The organism is Klebsiella sp. WP4-W18-ESBL-05, from assembly GCF_014169075.1.
Classification (GTDB): Bacteria; Pseudomonadota; Gammaproteobacteria; order Enterobacterales; family Enterobacteriaceae; genus Kluyvera; species Kluyvera ascorbata_B.
The window spans coordinates 2,512,626-2,533,434 of the sequence record NZ_AP022057.1; the positions used below are offsets into that span (position 1 = coordinate 2,512,626).

18 protein-coding genes are annotated in these 20,809 nt (G+C 58.6%); 7 read left to right on the forward strand and 11 right to left on the reverse strand.

The window, feature by feature from the left end; translation table 11 throughout:
* The first annotated feature begins 187 nt into the window (after window positions 1-187).
* Window positions 188-2,299, forward strand: a complete 2,112-nt coding sequence (gene pqqU / locus H7R58_RS12170; protein ID WP_182930541.1) for a TonB-dependent receptor PqqU — start codon at window positions 188-190, stop codon at window positions 2,297-2,299.
* Window positions 2,300-2,350: 51 nt separating this feature from the next.
* Here pqqU and H7R58_RS12175 read toward each other — a convergent pair whose 3' ends face one another.
* Window positions 2,351-3,010, reverse strand: coding sequence for a GntR family transcriptional regulator (locus H7R58_RS12175; RefSeq protein WP_106926920.1), 660 nt, complete (start codon window positions 3,008-3,010; stop codon window positions 2,351-2,353).
* A 174-nt stretch (window positions 3,011-3,184) separates the two neighbouring features.
* Window positions 3,185-3,760, reverse strand: a complete 576-nt coding sequence (locus tag H7R58_RS12180) for a helix-turn-helix domain-containing protein (RefSeq protein WP_182930540.1) — start codon at window positions 3,758-3,760, stop codon at window positions 3,185-3,187.
* Window positions 3,761-3,798: 38 nt separating this feature from the next.
* Here H7R58_RS12180 and H7R58_RS12185 point away from each other — a divergent pair, with 38 nt between their 5' ends.
* Both H7R58_RS12185 and H7R58_RS12190 read left to right on the forward strand, forming a co-directional pair.
* Window positions 3,799-4,317 (forward strand): GNAT family N-acetyltransferase, encoded by a 519-nt coding sequence (locus tag H7R58_RS12185; RefSeq protein ID WP_182930539.1) that lies wholly within the window; start codon window positions 3,799-3,801, stop codon window positions 4,315-4,317.
* On the forward strand, window positions 4,314-4,763 hold the full coding sequence (locus H7R58_RS12190; RefSeq protein WP_106926914.1) for a DMT family transporter: 450 nt from the start codon (window positions 4,314-4,316) through the stop codon (window positions 4,761-4,763). The genes H7R58_RS12185 and H7R58_RS12190 overlap by 4 nt, the downstream gene beginning before the upstream one ends.
* A 50-nt stretch (window positions 4,764-4,813) precedes the next feature.
* Here the strand turns inward: H7R58_RS12190 and H7R58_RS12195 are convergent, their stop codons facing one another.
* Both H7R58_RS12195 and H7R58_RS12200 read right to left on the reverse strand, forming a co-directional pair.
* Window positions 4,814-5,047, reverse strand: coding sequence for a DUF2526 family protein (locus tag H7R58_RS12195; protein ID WP_182930538.1), 234 nt, complete (start codon window positions 5,045-5,047; stop codon window positions 4,814-4,816).
* Window positions 5,048-5,056: 9 nt separating this feature from the next.
* Window positions 5,057-6,652, reverse strand: a complete 1,596-nt coding sequence (locus H7R58_RS12200; RefSeq protein WP_182930537.1) for an ABC transporter substrate-binding protein — start codon at window positions 6,650-6,652, stop codon at window positions 5,057-5,059.
* A gap of 258 nt (window positions 6,653-6,910) precedes the next feature.
* Here H7R58_RS12200 and H7R58_RS12205 point away from each other — a divergent pair, with 258 nt between their 5' ends.
* From H7R58_RS12205 to H7R58_RS12220, 4 genes are all read left to right on the forward strand, one after another.
* Window positions 6,911-8,254, forward strand: a complete 1,344-nt coding sequence (locus tag H7R58_RS12205) for an SrfA family protein (RefSeq protein WP_182930536.1) — start codon at window positions 6,911-6,913, stop codon at window positions 8,252-8,254.
* A gap of 3 nt (window positions 8,255-8,257) precedes the next feature.
* Window positions 8,258-11,239 (forward strand): virulence factor SrfB, encoded by a 2,982-nt coding sequence (locus H7R58_RS12210; protein WP_182930535.1) that lies wholly within the window; start codon window positions 8,258-8,260, stop codon window positions 11,237-11,239.
* The gene (locus tag H7R58_RS12215) at window positions 11,236-13,359 is read left to right on the forward strand and encodes a virulence factor SrfC family protein (RefSeq protein ID WP_182934365.1); all 2,124 of its coding nucleotides are present in this window, start codon (window positions 11,236-11,238) and stop codon (window positions 13,357-13,359) included. Before H7R58_RS12210 ends, H7R58_RS12215 begins: the two co-directional genes overlap by 4 nt.
* A 131-nt stretch (window positions 13,360-13,490) precedes the next feature.
* Window positions 13,491-14,924 (forward strand): aldehyde dehydrogenase, encoded by a 1,434-nt coding sequence (locus H7R58_RS12220; RefSeq protein ID WP_182930533.1) that lies wholly within the window; start codon window positions 13,491-13,493, stop codon window positions 14,922-14,924.
* A gap of 47 nt (window positions 14,925-14,971) precedes the next feature.
* Here the strand turns inward: H7R58_RS12220 and H7R58_RS12225 are convergent, their stop codons facing one another.
* The 7 genes from H7R58_RS12225 to H7R58_RS12255 all read right to left on the reverse strand — a co-directional run bounded on the left by H7R58_RS12225 (window position 14,972) and on the right by H7R58_RS12255 (window position 20,805).
* Window positions 14,972-16,222, reverse strand: coding sequence for a putative acyl-CoA thioester hydrolase (locus H7R58_RS12225; protein WP_182930532.1), 1,251 nt, complete (start codon window positions 16,220-16,222; stop codon window positions 14,972-14,974).
* A gap of 178 nt (window positions 16,223-16,400) precedes the next feature.
* Complete coding sequence (locus H7R58_RS12230) at window positions 16,401-17,219, reverse strand: PhzF family phenazine biosynthesis protein (RefSeq protein WP_182930531.1); 819 nt, start codon at window positions 17,217-17,219, stop codon at window positions 16,401-16,403.
* On the reverse strand, window positions 17,209-17,865 hold the full coding sequence (locus H7R58_RS12235; protein ID WP_182930530.1) for a helix-turn-helix transcriptional regulator: 657 nt from the start codon (window positions 17,863-17,865) through the stop codon (window positions 17,209-17,211). Before H7R58_RS12235 ends, H7R58_RS12230 begins: the two co-directional genes overlap by 11 nt.
* On the reverse strand, window positions 17,862-18,227 hold the full coding sequence (locus tag H7R58_RS12240; protein WP_106926894.1) for a RidA family protein: 366 nt from the start codon (window positions 18,225-18,227) through the stop codon (window positions 17,862-17,864). The genes H7R58_RS12235 and H7R58_RS12240 overlap by 4 nt, the downstream gene beginning before the upstream one ends.
* Before the next feature lie 89 nt (window positions 18,228-18,316).
* On the reverse strand, window positions 18,317-18,709 hold the full coding sequence (pcaC, locus tag H7R58_RS12245; protein ID WP_106926891.1) for a 4-carboxymuconolactone decarboxylase: 393 nt from the start codon (window positions 18,707-18,709) through the stop codon (window positions 18,317-18,319).
* Window positions 18,699-19,463, reverse strand: a complete 765-nt coding sequence (gene pcaD / locus H7R58_RS12250; protein ID WP_182930529.1) for a 3-oxoadipate enol-lactonase — start codon at window positions 19,461-19,463, stop codon at window positions 18,699-18,701. Before pcaD ends, pcaC begins: the two co-directional genes overlap by 11 nt.
* Window positions 19,441-20,805 carry a 3-carboxy-cis,cis-muconate cycloisomerase gene (locus H7R58_RS12255; protein WP_106926887.1) on the reverse strand — a complete coding sequence of 455 codons (1,365 nt, stop codon included), beginning with the start codon at window positions 20,803-20,805 and terminating at the stop codon, window positions 19,441-19,443. The genes pcaD and H7R58_RS12255 overlap by 23 nt, the downstream gene beginning before the upstream one ends.
* Between the last annotated feature and the right edge of the window lie 4 nt (window positions 20,806-20,809).

Below are 20,809 nucleotides of genomic sequence, written 5' to 3' on the forward strand. Positions count from 1 at the left end.
TGCGTTTTGTAGATGCGAATAGTAATCATTAATTCATGGAATGTGGAGCTTTTCTTTGCATCCGCAACCGAAATGCCTCTATTTAATTACCTGAAATTAACTATTTATGCTGCTAAAGTTTTCAATGTGTTTACAAAACATTACTCTAGTCGAGTCTGTTCCATTTGGTACATTTTGCGAGTTTTTCATGAAAATAATCACCGTACGCTCAGCAGCGCTGCCTGCGCTGCTGTTACCACTTGTTTTTGCTCCGTTTTCCTGGGCCAGTGACGAACAAACGTTGATTGTGACCGCCGCCCCTCAGACCGTGTCCGAACTGGATACCCCGGCAGCGGTCAGCGTGGTCGACGGTGAGGACATGCGCCATGCGACGCCGCGCGTAAATCTATCAGAATCGTTGGGCGCGGTGCCGGGCCTGCAAATTCAGAACCGTCAGAACTATGCGCAGGATTTGCAGCTCTCGATTCGTGGTTTTGGTTCGCGCTCCACCTTCGGGGTACGCGGCATTCGGATGTACGTTGATGGTATCCCCTCCACCATGCCGGACGGCCAGGGGCAAACCTCAAATATTGATATCGGCAGCATCGATCATATCGATGTGCTGCGCGGCCCCTTCTCTGCGCTGTACGGTAACGCTTCCGGCGGCGTGGTGAACGTAACCACAGAAAGCGGCAAACAGCCCACCACGCTTGAAGCCAGCAGCTACTACGGCAGCTATGGCACCTGGCACTACGGGATGAAGGCCAGCGGCGCGGTTGGCGATGGCAGCCACGCGGGCGATGTTGATTACACCGTATCGACGAATCGATTCATCACTCGCGGTTATCGCGATCACAGCGCCGCGCGCAAGAATCTGGCCAATGCCAAGCTCGGCGTGCGCATCAATGATGCCAGCAAGCTGACGCTGCTGTTTAACAGCGTCGATATTAAAGCCAACGATCCCGGCGGGCTGGATGAGAACGAGCTGCAGCAGAACCGCGAACAGTCGCCGCGTGGCGATCAGTACAATACGCGTAAAAGCGTGAAGCAGACGCAGGCAGGCCTGCGCTACGAGCGCCAACTGAGCGAGCAGGATGATTTGAGCGTGATGATGTACGCCGGTGAACGACAGACGACACAGTACCAGTCGATTCCGCGCGGACCGCAGCTTAACCCGACTCATGCCGGCGGCGTGATCGATCTCGATCGCCACTATCAGGGCATCGATACCCGCTGGACGCACCGCGGCGAACTGCTCGTCCCGGTGACCCTCACCACGGGGCTTAACTACGAGAATATGAGCGAGAAGCGCCGCGGCTATGAAAACTTCGTCATGGACGGCAGTACGCCGGTCTACGGCGAGAAAGGCAATCTGCGCCGCAACGAGCGCAACCTGATGTGGAACCTCGACCCCTATCTGCAAACTCAGTGGCAGTTGACCGATAAGCTGAGCCTCGACGCGGGCGTACGCTACAGCTCCGTCTGGTTTGACTCCAATGACCATTACATTACCACCAAAAATGGCGACGACAGCGGCGACGCCAGCTACCACAAATGGCTGCCGGCAGGATCGTTAAAGTACGCGCTGACCGATGCGTGGAACCTGTATCTCTCCGCCGGTCGCGGTTTTGAAACCCCGACCATCAACGAACTGTCGTACCGCTCGGACAACCGCAGCGGGCTGAACTTCGCCCTGCAACCCTCAACCAATGAGACCGTGGAGATAGGCAGTAAAACGCGTATTGGCAATGGCCTGCTGACCGCCGCACTGTTCCAGACCGATACTGATAACGAGATTGTCACCGACGCCAGCAGCGGCGGACGTACCAGCTACAAAAACGCGGGAAAAACCCGCCGCCAGGGCGCGGAGCTATCGCTGGATCAGCAGTTTGCTGAAAACTGGCGTGCCAAAGCGGCCTGGACATGGCTCGACGCCACCTACCGCAGCAACGTGTGCGATGACGCAAACTGTAACGGCAATCGTATACCGGGCATCGCGCGCAATATGGGCTTCGCCTCGCTGGGCTATGAGCCGGAAAGCGGCTGGTACGCGGGCGCGGACGTGCGCTATCTGAGCGACATCATGGCGAACGACGAAAACACCGCTCGCGCGCCGTCGTGGACCGTTGTCGGACTGAACACCGGCTATAAATTCGATATCGGTAACTGGAATCTGGACGTCTTTGGCCGCGTCGACAATCTGTTCGACCGCCAGTACGTTGGCTCGGTGATCGTTAACGAATCCAACGGCCGCTATTACGAACCGGCACCCGGCCGTAACTATGGCGTCGGGGTCAACGTCGCGTGGCGTTTTGAATAAATAACCTGAACGTTTCCGGGGAGCCCCGGAAACGGTTTACTCACGAAATCATCAATGGCTGTATTGTTTTTGCAGGAAACTTGCGGACTCATCAATAACCTGACATATAGCACTATAGCTGGCGTTAGATTCTTTTTTCTCCAGCGCCGACAGCAACGGCTGGTATACGTTTATTTGCTGAAACGGTTCCATAGAATTTAAATATAAATAATGACAACTGGGTCCCACGCGTACCCATAATTGTTCGATAATGGTCATTAACGTGGGCATTTCCGCGTATTCATATATTCGAAAACGAAACCGGTAATTACACTGCAGCATCCGTGTGATATCGCCCACAGCTTTTGCCTCATGAAATAATCCTGAGAGATGATGAAGTTCCCTTAATCTTTCCATGGTTATATGTTTAGACGCCGCTGCGGTCGCCATTCCTTCAAGATTTTTACGAATATGGTTTATTTCCTGATAGCCAGAATGGTTTAATACCGGGACCATAAATGCCTGTGCAGGCGCGGCCTGCAAGGCGCCAGAAGAAACCAGCCGCAGCAGCGCTTCTCGTACTGGCGTAATACTAATGCCCTGATTGACGGCAATTTCCCGAGTCACTAATCGTGCACCCGGCTTCAGTGCGCCAATGATCAGCGCGCTTTTGATATTATTCTCTACCTGCTGTGTCAAACTGATACGTTGTGCTTTAGCAAAATCCAGCATTTTTATTATAACTCCACATAGAATCGGCTCAGAGCCCTAATATAATTAATAGCTGGAGTTGGTTATTTTGCGCGAAAAATACAACATATATTTCAGAAACGAACCTTTAGTGAAATTTATGCCCCTGAGAGCGCTTCACCGTTTATCACAGTTAAAACCTCAGAAGATATAAAATCACGTCAGAGGAATATTCAAACGCACCACTAAATAAATACAAATGTGACCGCTATCGTTAATAAAGCGACAGTCGTTTGGCGGCCCCAGTTCCAGGCAGTCGCCGCCCCGCATGCGATGCGCGGTTTCGCCCTCCATAAACAGCAGCTCGCCCTGCTGCACCCAGATAAGCTGGCGCGCCATCGCGTAGGCCGATGCGGGCATGGGAATATCGCTGCCCGACGGCAGTTCAATCTGCACCAAATCGACCGGCAGCTCGCCGCGCGGTGAAACGTGACGACGGAGATAATGGCTCTGTGGATCGTGCCACACCGGCTGATCGGCAAAACGCAGCAGTTTGCCTTCCTGAATTTCCGCACGGGCAATCAGCGTTGACATGCTGATGCCAAATGCGCCGGACAGCCTCGCCAGCAGCGCTGCCGTGGGGCTGCTTTCGCCGCGCTCAATTTTGTGGATCATCGCCCGCGACACGCCCGCGCGCTCGGCCAGCTCGCTCAACGACCAGCCGCGAGACTCACGCTCAATGCGAATTCGTGCGCCGATGCGTTGATTTAGGTTGTCTTCAATAGTATTCATGGCGTAATAATATAGTGAACAACATACAGGGTGCAACTATGTCTATTCGTTTTGCGACAAAAGAAGACTGCGCCGCGATCGCGGCCATTTATAACCACGCCGTACTGCATACGGCCGCCATCTGGAACGATAAAACCGTCGATACCGATAACCGTATTGCCTGGTTTGAGGCGCGGCAGCTCGGCCATTTTCCGGTGCTGGTCAGCGAAGAAGACGGCGTGGTGACGGGCTATGCCTCCTACGGCGACTGGCGGGCGTTTGATGGTTTCCGCCATACCGTCGAACACTCCGTCTACGTCCACCCGGAGCATCAAGGCAAAGGTCTGGGCCATATTCTGCTTACCCGGCTGATTGAAGAAGCCAAACGTCGCGGCAAACACGTCATGGTGGCAGGGATTGAGTCGCAAAATCACGCGTCCCTGCATCTGCACGCCAAACACGGCTTCGTCACCACCGGGCAAATGCCGCAGGTTGGCACCAAGTTCGGCCGCTGGCTGGATTTAACCTTTATGCAGCTGCAACTGGATAACCGCTGCGACCCGGACGGTAACGCATGAATCAATCCCTCACGCTGACGTTTCTGATCGCCGCAGGGATTGGCCTGGTTATCCAGAACACGCTCATGGTGCGGATCACACAGTCCGCTTCGACGATTCTGGTAGCGATGCTGCTGAACTCATTAGTCGGCATCGTGCTGTTTGTCAGCATTCTGCTGATTAAGCACGGTCTGGCGGGCGTGAGCGAACTGGTTTCAACCATTAAATGGTGGACGCTGATCCCCGGCTTGTTGGGATCATTCTTCGTCTTTGCCAGCATTAGCGGCTATCAGTACGTGGGGGCGGCAACGACGATTGCGGTACTGGTCGCCAGTCAGCTGATTGGCGGGCTGGTGATGGATGTGGTGAGAAGCCACGGCGTACCCTGGCGAGCGCTGGTAGGACCGGTTTGTGGTGCAGTGATGTTGATTGTCGGCGCGTGGCTGATTGCAAAACGCCAGTTTTAATCGCTTGCGTAGGCCGGATAAGCGCAGCGCCATCCGGCCTACAAGAGGGCTTACAAAATCTTGCCACCTTCAGTGAGATGCTCCCTGCGTGCCTCTTCCTGTTCACGCTGATGCTGGCCGTGATGGGAAATGGTCACGCGCAGGCGCTGCTGCTGGGTGAAACGCTCTTCACGGCTCAGTTGCGTATCATCGCTCAGCGCGACCAGCAGCTCGTTCATATGCGGAATCACGCTTTCTGCAATCGCCGCATCAACGCGGGCGATGACCTCATCCAAATGTGACATATCTGCTCCTTAATTGATTTTCACTTTCGAGAAATCGCTGCCCATCAGGCTGACGCTGTAGCCGCTCACGTTGCTGCGCGTGGCGTAGAACGTTTTGCCATTGGCAAGGGCAATCCACGGTACCTGCTGAGCGTAGATCTCCTGCGCCTGGCCGTACAGCGCGGCGCGTTTAGCCGGGTCGCTCACCACCAGCGCTTTTTTCACCAGACCATCATACTCTTTATTGCACCAGCGTGCGGCATTCGAGCCGGTCTTAATGCTGTCGCAGCCCAGCAGCGTGTTGGCAAAGTTATCCGGATCGCCGTTGTCCGACATCCAGCCGTACAGCGCGCTGTCGTGTTCCCCTTTACGGATCCCGGAAAGGTACTCGCCCCACTCATAGGTGACGATTTTAGCCTTCACGCCGACTTTCGCCCAATCGTTCTGAATCATTTCCGCAATGCGGCGTGAATTCGGGTTATACGGGCGCTGCACCGGCATTGACCACAGGGTCGCATCAACGCCCTTCTCCAGTCCCGCCTGCTTCAGCAGCGCTTTAGCCTTCTCGGGATCGTAGCTGTAATCCTTAAGATCCTTCTTATAGCCCATCATGTTTGGCGGGATCGGTGATTTTGCAACCGTACCTGACCCCATAAACACCGCGTTAACGATCGCTTGTTTATCGGTCGCGTAGTTCAGCGCCTGACGCACCAGAACGTTATCAAACGGTTTTTTCTCCGTGTTAAACGCCAGATAGCCAACGTTCAGCGCTTCAACCGCATGCAGCGTCAGATCGTGATTGCTTTTGATCGCCTCAAACTGGACCGGCGACGGTGCCGGAATAATCTGGCATTCGTTGGTTTGGAGTTTTGCCAGCCGCGTTTCAACGTTCGGCGTGATGGCGAAAATCAGGTGTTTCGTTGGCACCGGGCCATCCCAATAGTTCGGGTTGGCAAGATAGCGAATCTGCGAATCGACTTTGTACTGTTGCAGCACGTACGGGCCGGTACCGATAGGCCAGGTATCGACGTTCTCCGGCGTGCCTTTTTTCATCATCGCGTCTGCATATTCGGCGGAAAGAATAGAAGCGAAATCCATCCCCCAATCGGCAAGAAACGCGGCATTGGGTTCGTTCAGGACAAACTGCACGTGGTAATCATCGACTTTTTTCACCGACTTAATCAGCTTATCGAGACCCACGTCGTTGAAATATTCGTAGTTACCCTGCGAAACCTTATGATACGGATGATCGTTGTCCTTCTGGCGCAACACGGAGAAGATCACGTCATCAGCGTTGAAGTCACGGGTTGGGGTAAAGAACTTGTTGCTGTTGAACTTCACTCCCTGACGCAGCGTAAACGTATAGGTCAGGCCGTCTTCCGAGATAGTCCAGTCGGTCGCCAGCGACGGGATGGGCGTATTTTTTACCGGGTCAAAGTTGATCAGGCGGTTGTACAGCGTTTGCGAGCTGGCGACAAACGTCGGGCCAGAGCTGGCAATTTGCGGGTTAAAGGACTCCGGCGAAGCTTCGGAGCAATAAACCAGCGTGTCATGATTGGCCGCAATGGCACCTGCCGGCAACAGCGCGCTGAGTGCCAGCGCGAGGAGCGTTTTCCCTGTCATCATGGTTATAAGCCTTTCGATTTTATTATATGAACGGCTTAATAACAGCACAGCGCCAGGTAACTGGCAAATAACCAATTTGTCTCAGGTTATACTGAATATCCGTTTTTTGCTGGTTTCTTCATCGCTTACCCATCAGGTTTTACTTAAGTCCAGATATTCAATGCCAGGAGAATTACCCTATTTACCCCTCTCTTTCACCGTTTGTTGCATCTTGCTTTGCGTAAAGTAATGCCGTGAAGAAGTCTATGGGACAGGAACGTGGCAAAAACTCTTTTACGCAGCGGAAGTCTTGATGACTTTCAGGCCGTAGGCGGCGGCGGGCAAACGGTATTTCACTCTGCGCTCCAGGTGCGCGAAACGCTGCGCCTACGCAAGCAAAACGCGCTGGTCGACTGCCTGGCGATACCGCAGCTGAACGATGAAGGTGACCGGGTAGACTGGTATTCGCCGGTTGACGGTACGCCAATTGGCTGGAAAGCGGCGAATGAATCTCAGCGCACGCGAGCGCTGCACTACTTAGAAGGATTGCAGGATAGCGCGCGGACGCTCAGCAAGAAATGCCTGCAATCTGAAAAAACGGCACAGCAGCTGTTCGGCGCGCTGCTGGAAAAAACGCTGCAGTTTCCCGGTGAAAACCACCTCTTTCTCGTCGACGGCAAGCCCGTCATCAGCTTCTGGGGCTTTGTAAACCTTAACGAAGGCGCGCGCGAAGACGTTTTTGACTGCCTGCGTTATGTGGAGCCCGAGCCGCCCGAAGCGCCGCTGATTGTCGAGCTGCCCGAAATAATAGAAGAACCCGAACCGGTTATCGCCACATTCAGCGAGGCCGACGCCCCGTTGATTTCGCCAAATGAACCGCGTCTGGATGCTTACACTCTGCCGGAGGACGAGCCGGAAGAACAAACCCGCCCGGCAGAACCCGCGGAGCCGGTGGCGATGGTCATGACGCCCCCGCGTCGTCCGCGCTGGCTCTGGGCGCTGCCGCTGGCGGCCGCTATCGCCGCCGTTGCCATTGCGCTGCCGTTGATGATCCCCTCAACGCAGGCGGAAGCGGAGCCTGAGCCGGTAGCAAAAGATATTGCACCGCCGCTGCGGGCGACGGCACCCGCCATGCCCACCCTGACGGACGGGCTGCCGCTGCATCAGGCGAGCGTCAAAACGACGCCGGACGTGAAAGAAGACGAAAAGGAAAAACCGCTGGTGATTGCCGCTATCCCAAAAGATGCGCTGGTGATGGATGCCGATCAAATGCGCGCGGGAACGACCCGCTTTCTCAACGGCAGCTGGCGTGCGCAGATGGACATCAGCGACGCCCATACCGGTAAAGCGCCCAATCTGCGCTACCAGATTCAGAACAATAAAGGCACCGCACGCCTGCTGCGCGAAGGCAATATTGTCTGCAAAGCGGCGGTGTTCTCCGGGCTGCACCAGAACGGCGAGCTGATGATCAAAAGCCGCGGCAACGCGCAGTGCAGCGACGGCGCGCGCTATCCGCTGCCGGAAATCAGCTGCAAACCGGGCAACAGCAACGTTGCCGTATGCTCCGCGCGTTTCGATGCCAAAACGGTGGTGGCGCTGACCTTTAAGAAGACGGGAGCGTAAGCCATGCTGGTGACACTTTGCGATTACAAACAGAGCGTGACGCTGATTGCCAACAGCGGCGTGCAGTTCCTTGATTTTGGCCTCAGCCCGCAGGAATCGCTGCAAAACGGCCGCTTCGTGCGAAAAACCGCCAACGGCCCGCTGCTGCGTCTCGACTATGACGTGGTGAACCAGCGCTACACCCTGCCGGGTGAAGCGGGACGCCCGCCTGAAGTGGTCAAGCCGGAATCTACGCTCGCGCTGCACCATTCGTTGACGCTATTGGACGGCGTGTGGCTGCCCCTGCCGTTCCTGCGCTTTAACCCGCCGCGCACCTTCGTGGAAGGCCCGGATAACTGGGCGCGCGTGCAAATTCGCCGCCTCAATGAGCCGGACAGCGCGGGCAATAGCCACCGCGTAACCCTGGCATTTGATAGCCAGATTGGCCACGATGACCTTAACGCACTCTCGCCGGTCGCCAGCGACCTGCTGAACGGCACCCGCTTCGCGCTGGCCTGGCGCGATGACGAAATCAGCGATTTTCTCGACCAGACGTGGATTGACGGCTGGCTGCGCGAAGCCTTCCAGCAGAGCGTAACGACGCATGAAACCCGCAGCGAGCGCGACGTGGCGCAGGCGCTGCGCAGCTTTGAGTATCAGGGCCACTGGCTCAATATTCTGGCCCTGCTCGGCGAGCAGCTCACGGTACCGGAAATTAAAATGGTGACCGCCACGCTGAGCACCCCGGCGATTCCGGTTGATTTAATCCTCGATGTCGGCAACACCCATACCTGTGGCGTTATTATCGAAGACCACGGCGACGCGAATGACGGCCTGCGCCAGACCGCCGAGCTACAGGTCCGCTCGTTAAGCGAGCCGCAGTATCTGAATGAACCGCTGTTCACCAGCCGCGTCGAGTTTTCAGAGTCACGTTTCGGCAAGCAGCACTTCTCGGTGGAAAGCGGCCGCGAAGACGCCTTTATCTGGCCGTCGCTGGTGCGCGTGGGCGATGAAGCCCGTAAGCTGGCGATGCAGCGTGCCGGCACCGAAGGCTATAGCGGTATTTCCAGCCCGCGCCGCTATTTGTGGGACGAAACCCCGACCATACAGGACTGGCGCTTTAGCCAGATGAACGGTAAAACCCAGCGCGAACCCCTGGCCACCGCCTTCCCGCTGATGAACCTGATGAACGATGAAGGCCAGCCGCTGTTTACGCTGCCGCCGGACGAGCGGATGCCGGTCTTCTCGCCGCAGTATAGCCGTAGCACCCTGATGACCCACATGCTGTGTGAAATTCTGGCGCAGGCGCTGGGGCAGATCAACAGCGTCGCTACCCGCCTGCGGCTGGGCTTCCCTGCCTCGCCGCGCCAGCTGCGTACGCTGATCCTCACCCTGCCGTCGGCGATGCCGAAACAGGAGCGGGAAATCTTCCGCCGCCGGATGTTTGAAGCGATTGCGCTGGTGTGGAAAGCCATGGGCTGGCATCCGCAGGATGAAGACTTTGCCAACGTGCGTCTGCAGGAAAAAAGCGTGGTTCCGGTACCGAAAATTCACATGGAATGGGATGAAGCCAGCTGCGGCCAGCTGGTCTGGCTGTACAACGAAGCGATCTCGCATTTTTCCGGGCAGACCGAAGCGCTGTTCGCCGCGATGGCACGCCCGGATCGCCAGCCCGAGCCGGGGGCTGCCCCCGGACGAGCGCTACGCATCGCCTCGCTGGATCTCGGCGGTGGAACCACCGACATGGCCATTGCGCAATACCAACTGGATGACGGCATCGGCGGCAACGTCAAAATTACCCCGCAGCTCCTGTTCCGCGAAGGGTTTAAAATCGCCGGTGACGATGTGCTGCTGGATATTATCCAGCGCTGCGTGCTGCCCGCCCTGCAAACCCAACTGCAAAAATCCGGCGTTGCCGACGCCCAGGCGCTAATGGCTACGCTGTTTGGCGACTCAGGCAGGCTTGATACCCAGGCGGTGCTGCGCCAGCAAACCGCCCTGCAGCTGTTTATGCCGATCGGCCATGCCATTCTGGCGGCGTGGGAGCAAAGCGACGTCCAGGACCCGCTGGCCGGGCTGCACGCTACCTTTGGCGAGCTGTTGAGCCAAACGCCAACCCGCAACGTGATGAACTATGTCGGCCAGGCCATTGAACATGCGCTCCCCGCAGGCAGCGCGCCGTTCGACCTGCTGGCAGTACCGTTAGAAGTCACCTTCAGCAACCTGCAAGACGCGATGCTTGCCGGGGAATTTACCCTCTCTGGCCCGCTGCACGCGCTGTGTGAAGCTATTTCTCACTACGCCTGCGATGTTCTGCTGGTGACCGGACGTCCTGGCTGTCTGCCGGGGGTACAGGCGCTGATTCGCTACCTGCAGCCGGTGCCGGTTAACCGCATGGTCTGGCTGGATAAATATCACGTTCATGAATGGTATCCGTTCAGTCAACAGGGGCGCATCGGCAACCCGAAATCCACCGCGGCCGTGGGCGCAATGCTGTGCAGCCTGGCGCTGGACCTTCGCCTGCCGCACTTTAATTTCAAAGCGGCCGACATTGGCGCCTACTCCACGGTGCGCTATCTCGGCGTTCTGGATAAAACCGTCAATACGCTGCGTGATGAAAACATCTGGTATCACGATCTCGATCTCGACAAACCCGGCGCAAAGCTTGACGCACGGCTGCATTTCCCGCTGCGTGGCAACGTGACGCTGGGCTTCCGCCAGTTAGCGAATACCCGCTGGCCCGCCACGCCGCTGTATACGTTGAGCATCAACTCGCCGGAGCTTGCAAAAGCGATCGCGGGCGACGGTGTTCTTCAGGTACGTCTGAAGCTTGAGGGCGGCAGCCGACACGAAGCGCCGCTGTCCTTTGTGCTGAGCGACGCCTGGCTACAGGACGGCACCCCGGTTTCGCCGGATGCCCTGACACTGAAGCTCAATACTCTGGCCGACCGCCGCCACAGCGGCAGCCACTACTGGATTGACAGCGGGAGCGTATTCCTGAAATGACCACTTTACCTGCAGTTATCGACTGGCTCGCCGCCGCCCGACAAACGCACCCGGCGCTGGACGACGATGCCGATGCGCTGATGATTCGCCTGCTGGCGCTCGACGCTCAGCACAAGGCACATCTGCACGCCAGCGCCCGTCGCGCCAGCATTGCCCTGTTTGGCCATTCGCAGGCCTCTAAGGCCCACCTGCTACGGACGCTGTGCGGCAGCGGCGACGGGCGGCTGACGGTACAAACGGGCAGTAAAACCCTTGATTACTTCAGCCATATCAATCCCGGGCATAGTCTGACCCAAATGGCGGTGCGTTTTAGCCGCGAGCAACCCACGCCCGATGACGCCTTCCCGCTGCGCCTGGCATTAATGAGCGAAGCCGATCTGGTTCAGCTGTTTATCGCCCACGCCTGGCAGCGCGGAGAGGTTAGACCGCCGGATAATGCGCTACTCGCCTCCCGCCTGCGCAGCTGGCAGAGCCTGCGCCAGCCGCAGCCGGTGGCAGGGATAACCGCCGCAGAGATTGCGGCCATCGCTCGCTTCTGGCGCGATACGCTGCCGAGCGCTTATCAGCAAATCGACGACACGCTGTGGTACCAGTTTGCCCATCTGCTGCCGTCGCTGGATCTCACCGCCCGCGCCCGCGCGTGGTCACTGCTCTGGGGGGAACAGCAGGCGCTGACCCAGCAATGGCTGACCCTGGCACACGCGCTGCATCAGGCGGGAAACCGTCGCGAAGTCATGGCGCCGCTGAGCCTGTTGGTCGATAGCTTCACGCTGCCCATGGATGCCTTCCTGACGCCGGGCGGCGACAGCGATGACGCGGTGCTGGTGCACCCGCTGACCGCCGAGGGCTATCAGAACGCAGTCAGCATACCGGTGGCGACGCTGGCTCTGCTGACCGTTGAACTGGTGCTGAATGTAGAACAAGGCGTGCTGGATAACGTTGATATTATTGATATTCCCGTCCCGGCGCTCGCCAACGATACGCCGCTGTGGGCCAGCAAATGCCGTTGGTTGCTCGATCATTACCGCCAGCAGCGCCAGCCGGATATTCTGTTAGCCTGCAACGCCACCGCCCAGCGCGCCGCCATTCCCTCCACGGCGAAAGCGCTGCTGCGCTGGGTGCATGAAACCCAGCCAACGCAGGAAAATAAGCTGCCGGGCCTGGTCTGGGCGATTACGCCGCAAGACGATCGATTTGTCCATAAACGCCACTTTGATGAAGCGATTCAACAGCTGGTCGGCAAACCCGGCCAGCACTGGGGAACGCTGCAGGCGCTGGATCACAGCAGCCTTCAGCGGCTGATTGAATGGCTGTCGCAGGCCACGCTGCCTGAGCTACGCCAGCGCCGTTTTACCGCCATGTGCCAGGCGCGTCACCAGCAGCTACGCGTTCTGTGTCAGCCGCTGCTGGCCTCCTCATGCCCATCGGCCGCACAGGCAGAAAGCCTGATTCGCGAACTGCAAACCCACGCCGCGCGCCACGGTGAGCTGCTGGAAGCGCTGCTGCCGCCGCTGAGCGAGTTCGACAGCCTGTGTCAGGTACAGCAGCAGCGCGAAGAGAAAGCCAGCGGTTTGTTTAACGATGCGGTGGATCTGTTTGCCGCGCCAGATACGGTGGCGCAGCATGCACCATCCTTCCAGGATCACGGTTCCCTGGCCTATGCGCTGTGGTCTAAGCACCTGCGTCAGTGGAGCCGTCAGCCTCACCCGTTGCTGACGCCCTCGGCCCAGCAGCAGCTGGTTCTGGCGCTGATTGCCGCCAGCCAGCGCCAGGGCTTAGCGTCACAGCTTCGTCGCGCCAGCGCGGAGCAGCAGGCCGGTGCCGCGCAGCTGCGCGCGCTGATCGGCAACTTCATTAACTGGCTAGGCTATGCCGAGCAGCCGGCTGAGCAACGTCCTGCCAGCCGTATTGCCAAAGGCAGCGCCATTTTCGCCACCGGCAGCACGACGGCCAGCGCGCGCCTGACTCAGCTCGGCGAGCAGCCGGTTCACGCCGCCACGCGCTATGTGTACGACTGGCTGGTGGCGCTGTATGCGCGCAGCACCGAGCCCGGCGAGGCGGTGAATCTGCTCCAGCTCAGCGATAACGCCCAGCGCGAACTGCTGGCGTTTCTCGGGTAACCCTCGGCGGCACAGGGATGTGAACCGCTTTCAAAAGCTGAAAAAAAGCGTGCGAAATCCGCATCATGGATATTCAGCACGCTTGCGCCTCTCTACACTCGATGCGTTACCCGAGATGAGAAGAGGTTTCCATGACCATCACCTGTACCCTGCTGGTTAACGGCGAAACATGCGCCGCGCAAGGCAATGCGACGTTTACACGCCATAATCCCATCGATCATTCCGTTGCCAGTATTGCCGCGGCGGCCACCCTCGCCGACGCGGTGCACGTTGCCGAGGCCGCCGCGGCGGCCTTCCCCGCCTGGCGCGATACGTCGCCCGGTGAACGTCGCCGCCTGCTGCTCGCGGCGGCCGAGCAGCTTGAACAACGCAGCGAACGCTTCACGGCAGCGATGCACGCCGAAACCGGCGCTACGCCGCACTGGGCGGGGTTTAACGTTCATCTCGGCGCGGATATTTTGCGCGAAGCGGCGGCGCTGACGACGCAAATCGAAGGTCTGGTGATCCCGTCTAATATTCCGGGTAACCTGGCGATGGCTATCCGCCAGGGGGCGGGCGTCGTGCTAGGCATGGCGCCGTGGAACGCGCCGATTATTCTGGCCGTTCGCGCCATCGCCACGCCGTTGGCCTGTGGTAATACGGTGATCCTCAAAGGCTCTGAGCTTTCTCCGGCTACGCAGGGGTTAATTGTTGAGGCACTGGCGGCCGCCGGGTTCCCGGCGGGCGTCGTGAACTATCTCACCTGCGCACCGCAGGATGCCCCAGCGATAGTCGAAACGCTGATTGCGCACCCCGGCATCCGACGGGTTAATTTTACCGGCTCCACGCCGGTGGGCCGAATCATCGCGCAGACCTGCGCGCAGCACCTGAAACCGGTCGTACTGGAGCTCGGCGGCAAAGCGCCGCTGCTGGTGCTGGACGATGCCGATATCGACCAGGCCGCCGCTGGCGCAACCTTCGGTGCGTTTGCCAATGCCGGGCAGATCTGTATGTCGACTGAACGGATCATCGTTGATCGGACCATTGCCGAACCGTTTATTGCCGCACTGGTAAAACGCGTCGAAGGCCTCCCCGCCGGGCTGCTGGGATCGGTGGTAGATAGCAAAACCATCGAGCGCTGCAATGCGTTAATTGACGATGCGCTGGCGAAAGGCGCCACGCTGTTGACCGGTGGCAAGGCCGACTCCACGCTAATGACGGCCACGCTACTGGATGGCGTCACGCCCGACATGCGCCTGTGGAACGAAGAATCCTTTGGCCCGGTCAAAGCGGTGATCCGCGCCCGTGATGAGCAGGATGCGGTACGCATCGCTAACGACAGCGCCTACGGTTTATCGTCTGCGGTCTACAGTCGGGATACCGCCCGCGCGTGGAATGTCGCGCAGGATCTGCAAACCGGCATTTGCCACATCAATGGCCCAACGGTGCATGACGAAGCGCAAATGCCGTTTGGCGGCACCAAAGATTCCGGATACGGCCGCTTTGGCGGGCGCGCGGGCGTCCACGAGTTTACCGAACTGCGCTGGGTGACAATGCAAACGCAGCCGCGCAAGCTACCGTTCTGACGCCAACGCCTGGCCGGGCTACAGGTTCGGCCAGGCGCCTCGCCTGGCTAGCGCTGCCAGCGCGTGTTCCACTCCCACAGGCGATTATGGTTCACATCATTCAGCTGCCGTGACGGCTGAGCGTTGCCGTTAAACGGCCGCGCCGTGGTGGCCGCCGCGCCCCACGGCGACAGTCGGTCATAGCCGCCATCAATCACGCTATCGACAATGAGCACCTGACCGTTGGCCGTTTTGCCCGGCAGGTAGCCGGTTTTCCCTGCCCCCTGATCCCACGCCCGCCCCAGCCTGGCCTTAAAGGTGCCTTTGTAACCTTCATCGGTAGTAAAGCGACTGTTTTTCACCAGAAAACCGTAGGGATTGTCCGGCAGCGTATTGGGTGCAAGCACGTAGGCCTCCGGCGATTTTCGGCTGGAAACGGTATGGAAATGCACGCGATCAAACACCGCATTGGCGCGGCCGAACACGTAGTCCACATCGCCTTCAATGTAGCTGTCCTGCACGTAAACGCGATGAATACGATCGGTCAGCGCATCGTTACGCCGGTTACTGACGTTGAGATAAAGCGTATCCTGCCGCCCCAACAGACGCATATTTTTCAGCTGTACGCGGTCACCGTCGGTACGCAGCGCGACGCCCTGATGGGTGCCGCCGTCGACGGTATCGAGAAGGCTGTTAGCAATCGTCAGGTTCACCAGTTGAAAATCGTGGCTTTGCGACCAGAACACCGCCGCACAGTTGGTCCCTATCTGCGCGGTGGTTTTCCCCGCGCACAGCGCATACTGGTAGTACGCGGGCGACCCCGGAGGATAGTCTTCAGCGTTGACCGTCTGCCGGTAAGTTGCCGGACTGAACTGCGAGTCGATCGCGAATTCAATACGCACCGCCTCCGGCCCATTGCCCGCCCCAAAAATCGTGATAGGTGGCGCATCGTCCGGGATATACACCGTGCCGACATACACACCCGGCTCAATGCGAATGTACAGACGCTCGGTCCCCTGGTGCTGAGCAATGGCAGCATCAATCGCCGGCTGAATGCGGGTGAAAGGTGCGCCGGATGGCGCAACGCGCCACGGCGTATTGATGTTTTCCAGCGTGATTGCCGCAGGCCGCCAGGGGCCCTGCGGGCGGTCTGACAGACCGCCTTGCGCGAAATAGTTTTCAACGGTGTAAGGCGCGGCCTCCTGCGCCGTCAGCAGGGGCCGGGTTGCCGTTCCTGTTGACGACGCTGCCGCGCAGCCCTGTAGGACCAGCGGCATACAAAGCAGCGTCGACATGCCCAGATAAGGTCGTCTTGTCATCGGTTCTCCATGTGCAACGTTAAACAGAAACTAAGAACCGATAATAATGGAACGCTATTTTGTTTTAATCCTTCGCGATCACGCTTTGCCCTATTACGACAACGCTATCAGCAGGCCGTACAGCACTAACGTACACACCAGCGTAAGCTGAACAACCCGGCACTCACGTTTTGATTTCTCAGCCATTATGCGACAGACGGAACGCCCCCTCGATCATCAATCGCGCCTGGCCGTACAGCGCCACGCGCCCTTCCTCTCGCATCACACAACGCAGGGTTCCCTTCCGCGCGCCGCCCTGCTGGGCGCGCAGTGAATTTTTGCCACAGCGCTTCGCCCAGAACGGTGCCAACCAGGCGTGTGCTGATCCGGTGACAGGATCTTCATTAACGCCCACCTGAGGGCCAAACCAGCGGGATACAAAGTCAAATTCATCGTCTGGTGCCGTCACGATCACCCCTCGGGTATTAAAGGCAGCCAGCAGGTTAAAGTCCGGCGTCAGCGCATCGACGATCGCTTTATCATTCACCAGCACCACGATGTCATCAGACTGCCAGAAACCTTCAACGCCTTCACTCAGGCCAAGCGCAGCCAGCAGTCCCGGCGGTTCATCAATCGGCCGCAGCATTTTGGTCGGGAAATCCATGCACAGCTCGTCGCCTTCGCGCCGGACGGTCAGCAGGCCGCTACGGGTGGAAAATCGCAGCGTCTCGCCCGGATAGTTCAGCACGTTGAACAATATCCATGATGCGGCGAGCGTGGCGTGGCCACAAAGATCGACCTCCACCGCCGGCGTGAACCAGCGCAGATGAAAGCCGTCGTCGAGCGGGACGAAAAATGCGGTTTCAGAAAGGTTGTTTTCTGCAGCAATCGCTTTTAAGACGCTGTCATCCGGCCATTCGCGCAATGGCATAACGGCGGCAGGGTTACCGCCAAAAGGCTGCGCAGTGAAGGCATCAACCTGATAAAACGGCAGCGTTAACGGGGTGTTAGTGTTCATTGAGTTTGTCCAGATAGTTGTAAATGGTGTAACGCGTCACGCCAAGCGCTTTCGCCACTTCATTGACGCTGCCTTTAATCTTGAAAACCCCCATGGCGTGCAGTTCGCTTACCACTCGCAGACGAAATGCTTTCGGGTTTTCCGTTGGCCCCGGCTGAAAGCGGCCTAACAGCGCCGTCAGCGAGCTTTCAGGCAGCGAACTGACCGGATGGTCAACGGGCTGGGCTGCGGGGACAGCGGAAACCAGATAATCCAGCTCACGACGAAAACGCATCACCGGCTCCATATCGACGTTGACACAAAACGCGACGACCGCTTTGCCGCTGGCATCGTAATAGAGCGTCGAGGCGCTGCTCAGCGGTTTGCCGCCGTGCGTCAATGAGGTATAGCCGCTGAACAGGCGGGAAGAAGACGGCGGCTGCGATGCGTCAAGCAGCCCCAGAAACCCTTCATCGTCTTCCGGCCCGCTGAGCAGCCCATCACCCAGTTGCCGCCCGCTGACGTGCCCGTTGACAATGCCCACTACCGAGGACTGCGGCTGGGTTAGATCGTGCAGCACCACTTCCGTATTGGCCGGGAGCGTGGCTTTCAGTGCCTCCAGCGCAGCGTTCAGCGTGGAGATCGTGGTGTCGCGTATCGAATTCATGGCTGCACCGCCTGAATCTCGATTTCAACATCGAGTGAGAACGCCAGCGCGCTGGTCGTCACGCTGCGGCTGGGGAAACCCTCAGGAAACCATAGACGCCAGGCGTGATTAAATTCAGCAAAATGCGCCATATCGCTCAGCCAGACCTGCGCACGCACCACGTTACTCAGCTGTGCGCCCCCGCGCGCCAGCGTTTCACTGACCGAGCGCATAATGGCATTAACCTGCTCAGTTACGGTGCCGTACTGCGGCTGCCCCTCCGGGCTCATCGCCACCTGACCAGAAAGGAAAAGAAAACCGTTCGCCGCTACGGCGTCGGAAAAGGGAAAGGGTTTGGTCGTGGGATAACGGACGAGTGCCATCGTAAAACTCCTGAGGTAACGGAGAATTGACGATAGCATCGCCCGCTGACAATTTCAACAAAATTGTAATTTTCAACAAATGTTGATTTTCAGGCGGCGGATTCAGCGTCCATCTCGCTAAACACCTGCTGCGCCAGATGCAGCGTCGCGTTGGCAGCCGGCAGGCCGCAGTACAGCGCTGAGTGCATGATCAACTCTTTTAGCTCATCGCGGGTCACCCCGTTGTTAAACGCCGCACGCAGGTGCATTTTCAGCTCCGCTTCACGGTTAAGCGCGATCAGCATCGCAATGGTTATCATGCTGCGGGTATGATGATCCAGCCCCGGCCGGGTCCAGGTTTCTCCCCACGCGTAGCGGGTAATGAAATCCTGAAATTCTTCGTTCAGCGGCGACAGGTTTTTCAGCGTCCGGTCAACGTGCGCATCGCCCAGCACCTTGCGGCGTACCGCCATCCCCTGTTCATAACGTTGCTTATCGTCCATTTTCCCTCCGTAAAAAGGCAATCAGCGCCGAGGTAAATTCCTCGCTGGCTTCCACGTTAGAGAGATGGGAAGCCGGTAAATTCACCAGGAAAGCGCCGTCAATCTGTTGGTGCAGGTAGTTGGCATCGGCAACCGTGGTGACCGGATCGTGTTCGCCAGCGATGATCAGCATCGGCAGTCGGATGGCCGCCACTTCGCCGCGCAGATCGGCCGCCGCCAGCGCTTCACAGCACTCGGCGTAGCCTTCGGCGTCGGCATGCGCCAGCTGATGGCACAACGACTCAACAATCGCAGGCTGGTGCTGGCGAAAATCGGCAGAAAACCAGCGATCCGCCGAGCCCGCTGCCACCACGCCCATGCCTTCGCTTCGAACGGTGCGCGCACGCGACAGCCAGTTTGCCTGCTCGCCAATTTTTGCCGCCGTGTTGGCCACCGCCACCGCCATAAAGCGTTCTGGCGCAAAGCGGGCCAGCCAAAGCCCGGTCAGGCCGCCCATTGATATCCCGCAAAAGAAGGCGCGCTGAATATGTAAATGGTCAAGCAGCGTGATCACATCTTCACCCAACTGTGACAACGTCACTTTTCCGCATTTACCCGTTTGCCCGTGACCGTGGGTATCGTAGCGGAGTACGCGAAAGTGCTCGGTTAGCGCGGGCATCTGCGCATCCCACATGGACTGGGTGGTTCCCAGTGAATTAGAGAGCACCAGTACCGGTGCCGTTTCTGGTCCTTCAAGACGATAATGGATATTCATGTCCCTGCTCCTGATAGCGCGCCAGTACCTGGCGCACGAAATGATCGGTACTGCCGATGGCGGCCGCTGGGTCCAGCAGCTGCGAAAGTTGCGCCGGGGAAAGGTGCTGGCTGACCAGCGGGTCCTTCTCCAACAGCGGTTGTAGCGGGCAATCCAGCGCGATGGCCCGCTGACAGAGTTTTTCTATCTGATGATGGGCGTCAGCTTTACCAATAAAGGCCGCCAGCGCCTGAGTGACAGATTCGGCCATAATCAAACCATGAGTGATATCCAGATTGGCGCGCATTTTCGCCGTATTGACCTGCATACCACGCAACAGATATTCACTGTTTTCCAGCACGCCGCCGGAGAGCATCACCAGCTCCGGCAGCGTCTCCCATTCGGCCTGCCAGCCGCCCAGCGCGCGTTCATGTTGCTGAATTTGCGCGGCATACAGCGTAGCCATTAGCCCCGGCATCCGCTGTACGGCGGCCAGAATGGCCGCGCAGCTGACCGGATTACGCTTATGCGGCATGGCCGAGGAGCCCCCCCTGCCTTCGGCAATCGGTTCGCTCACCTCTGCCACTTCGGTCTGCATCAGCAACGAGAAGTCATTGGCAAACTTGCCAAGCGTCACGCTCAGCCCGGCAAACCAACCGGCGACCTCAAGGATACGATCGCGTTGGCTGTGCCAGGGCGTAGACGGCAGCGCCAGCCCGAGCGTCGCAGACAGCCGCTGCGCCACCTCCGGCCCCTGCGCTTTCAGGGAGGCCAGCGTCCCCGCTGCGCCGCCAAACTGCAGCGACAGGACGCGTGGGCGCAGCTGTACGAGCCGTTCCTGCCAGCGTAGCAGCGCATCGAGCGTGCCAGCGAGCTTCAGGCCAAACGTGATGGGTAAGGCATGTTGCATCCACGTTCGCCCCGGCATCAGCGTGTGCTGGTAGCGCGCCGTCTGTTCTGCCAGCACCTGAATCAAACGGCACAGCCGGATTTCCGCTTCCTGAAGCGCGCCGCGCAGTTGAAGCACCAGGCCGGTGTCAATGGCGTCCTGGCTGGTCGCCCCCCAGTGCACATAGCGCGCAGCCTCAGGGTCTTGCGCCTTCACGCGCAGGGTGAGTTGCTTCACCAGTGGAATCGCCAGATTGCCCGCGTTCGCCGCCGCGCTTGCCAGCTCCGGCAGATCAAGCAGCTGCGCCCGGCACATCGCCGCGATGGGGGCCACCGCCGATTCGGGAATCACGCCGCACTGCGCCTGCGCGGTGGCCAGCGCCGCTTCAAAGTCCAGCATCCCCTGCACGGTCTGCTCGTCGCTGAAAAAATCAGTCAGCGCACGGGTACGCAATAGCGGGGTCAACACACTCATTCCA

Bases quoted from the DNA above. Each gene is read 5' to 3' on its own strand.
- pqqU (WP_182930541.1), top strand. From the start codon at position 188: ATGAAAATAATCACCGTACGCTCAGCAGCGCTGCCTGCGCTGCTGTTA.
- H7R58_RS12175 (WP_106926920.1), bottom strand. From the start codon at position 3,010: ATGCTGGATTTTGCTAAAGCACAACGTATCAGTTTGACACAGCAGGTA.
- H7R58_RS12180 (WP_182930540.1), bottom strand. From the start codon at position 3,760: ATGAATACTATTGAAGACAACCTAAATCAACGCATCGGCGCACGAATT.
- H7R58_RS12185 (WP_182930539.1), top strand. From the start codon at position 3,799: ATGTCTATTCGTTTTGCGACAAAAGAAGACTGCGCCGCGATCGCGGCC.
- H7R58_RS12190 (WP_106926914.1), top strand. From the start codon at position 4,314: ATGAATCAATCCCTCACGCTGACGTTTCTGATCGCCGCAGGGATTGGC.
- H7R58_RS12195 (WP_182930538.1), bottom strand. From the start codon at position 5,047: ATGTCACATTTGGATGAGGTCATCGCCCGCGTTGATGCGGCGATTGCA.
- H7R58_RS12200 (WP_182930537.1), bottom strand. From the start codon at position 6,652: ATGATGACAGGGAAAACGCTCCTCGCGCTGGCACTCAGCGCGCTGTTG.
- H7R58_RS12210 (WP_182930535.1), top strand. From the start codon at position 8,258: ATGCTGGTGACACTTTGCGATTACAAACAGAGCGTGACGCTGATTGCC.
- H7R58_RS12215 (WP_182934365.1), top strand. From the start codon at position 11,236: ATGACCACTTTACCTGCAGTTATCGACTGGCTCGCCGCCGCCCGACAA.
- H7R58_RS12220 (WP_182930533.1), top strand. From the start codon at position 13,491: ATGACCATCACCTGTACCCTGCTGGTTAACGGCGAAACATGCGCCGCG.
- H7R58_RS12225 (WP_182930532.1), bottom strand. From the start codon at position 16,222: ATGACAAGACGACCTTATCTGGGCATGTCGACGCTGCTTTGTATGCCG.
- H7R58_RS12230 (WP_182930531.1), bottom strand. From the start codon at position 17,219: ATGAACACTAACACCCCGTTAACGCTGCCGTTTTATCAGGTTGATGCC.
- H7R58_RS12235 (WP_182930530.1), bottom strand. From the start codon at position 17,865: ATGAATTCGATACGCGACACCACGATCTCCACGCTGAACGCTGCGCTG.
- H7R58_RS12240 (WP_106926894.1), bottom strand. From the start codon at position 18,227: ATGGCACTCGTCCGTTATCCCACGACCAAACCCTTTCCCTTTTCCGAC.
- pcaC (WP_106926891.1), bottom strand. From the start codon at position 18,709: ATGGACGATAAGCAACGTTATGAACAGGGGATGGCGGTACGCCGCAAG.
- pcaD (WP_182930529.1), bottom strand. From the start codon at position 19,463: ATGAATATCCATTATCGTCTTGAAGGACCAGAAACGGCACCGGTACTG.
- H7R58_RS12255 (WP_106926887.1), bottom strand. From the start codon at position 20,805: ATGAGTGTGTTGACCCCGCTATTGCGTACCCGTGCGCTGACTGATTTT.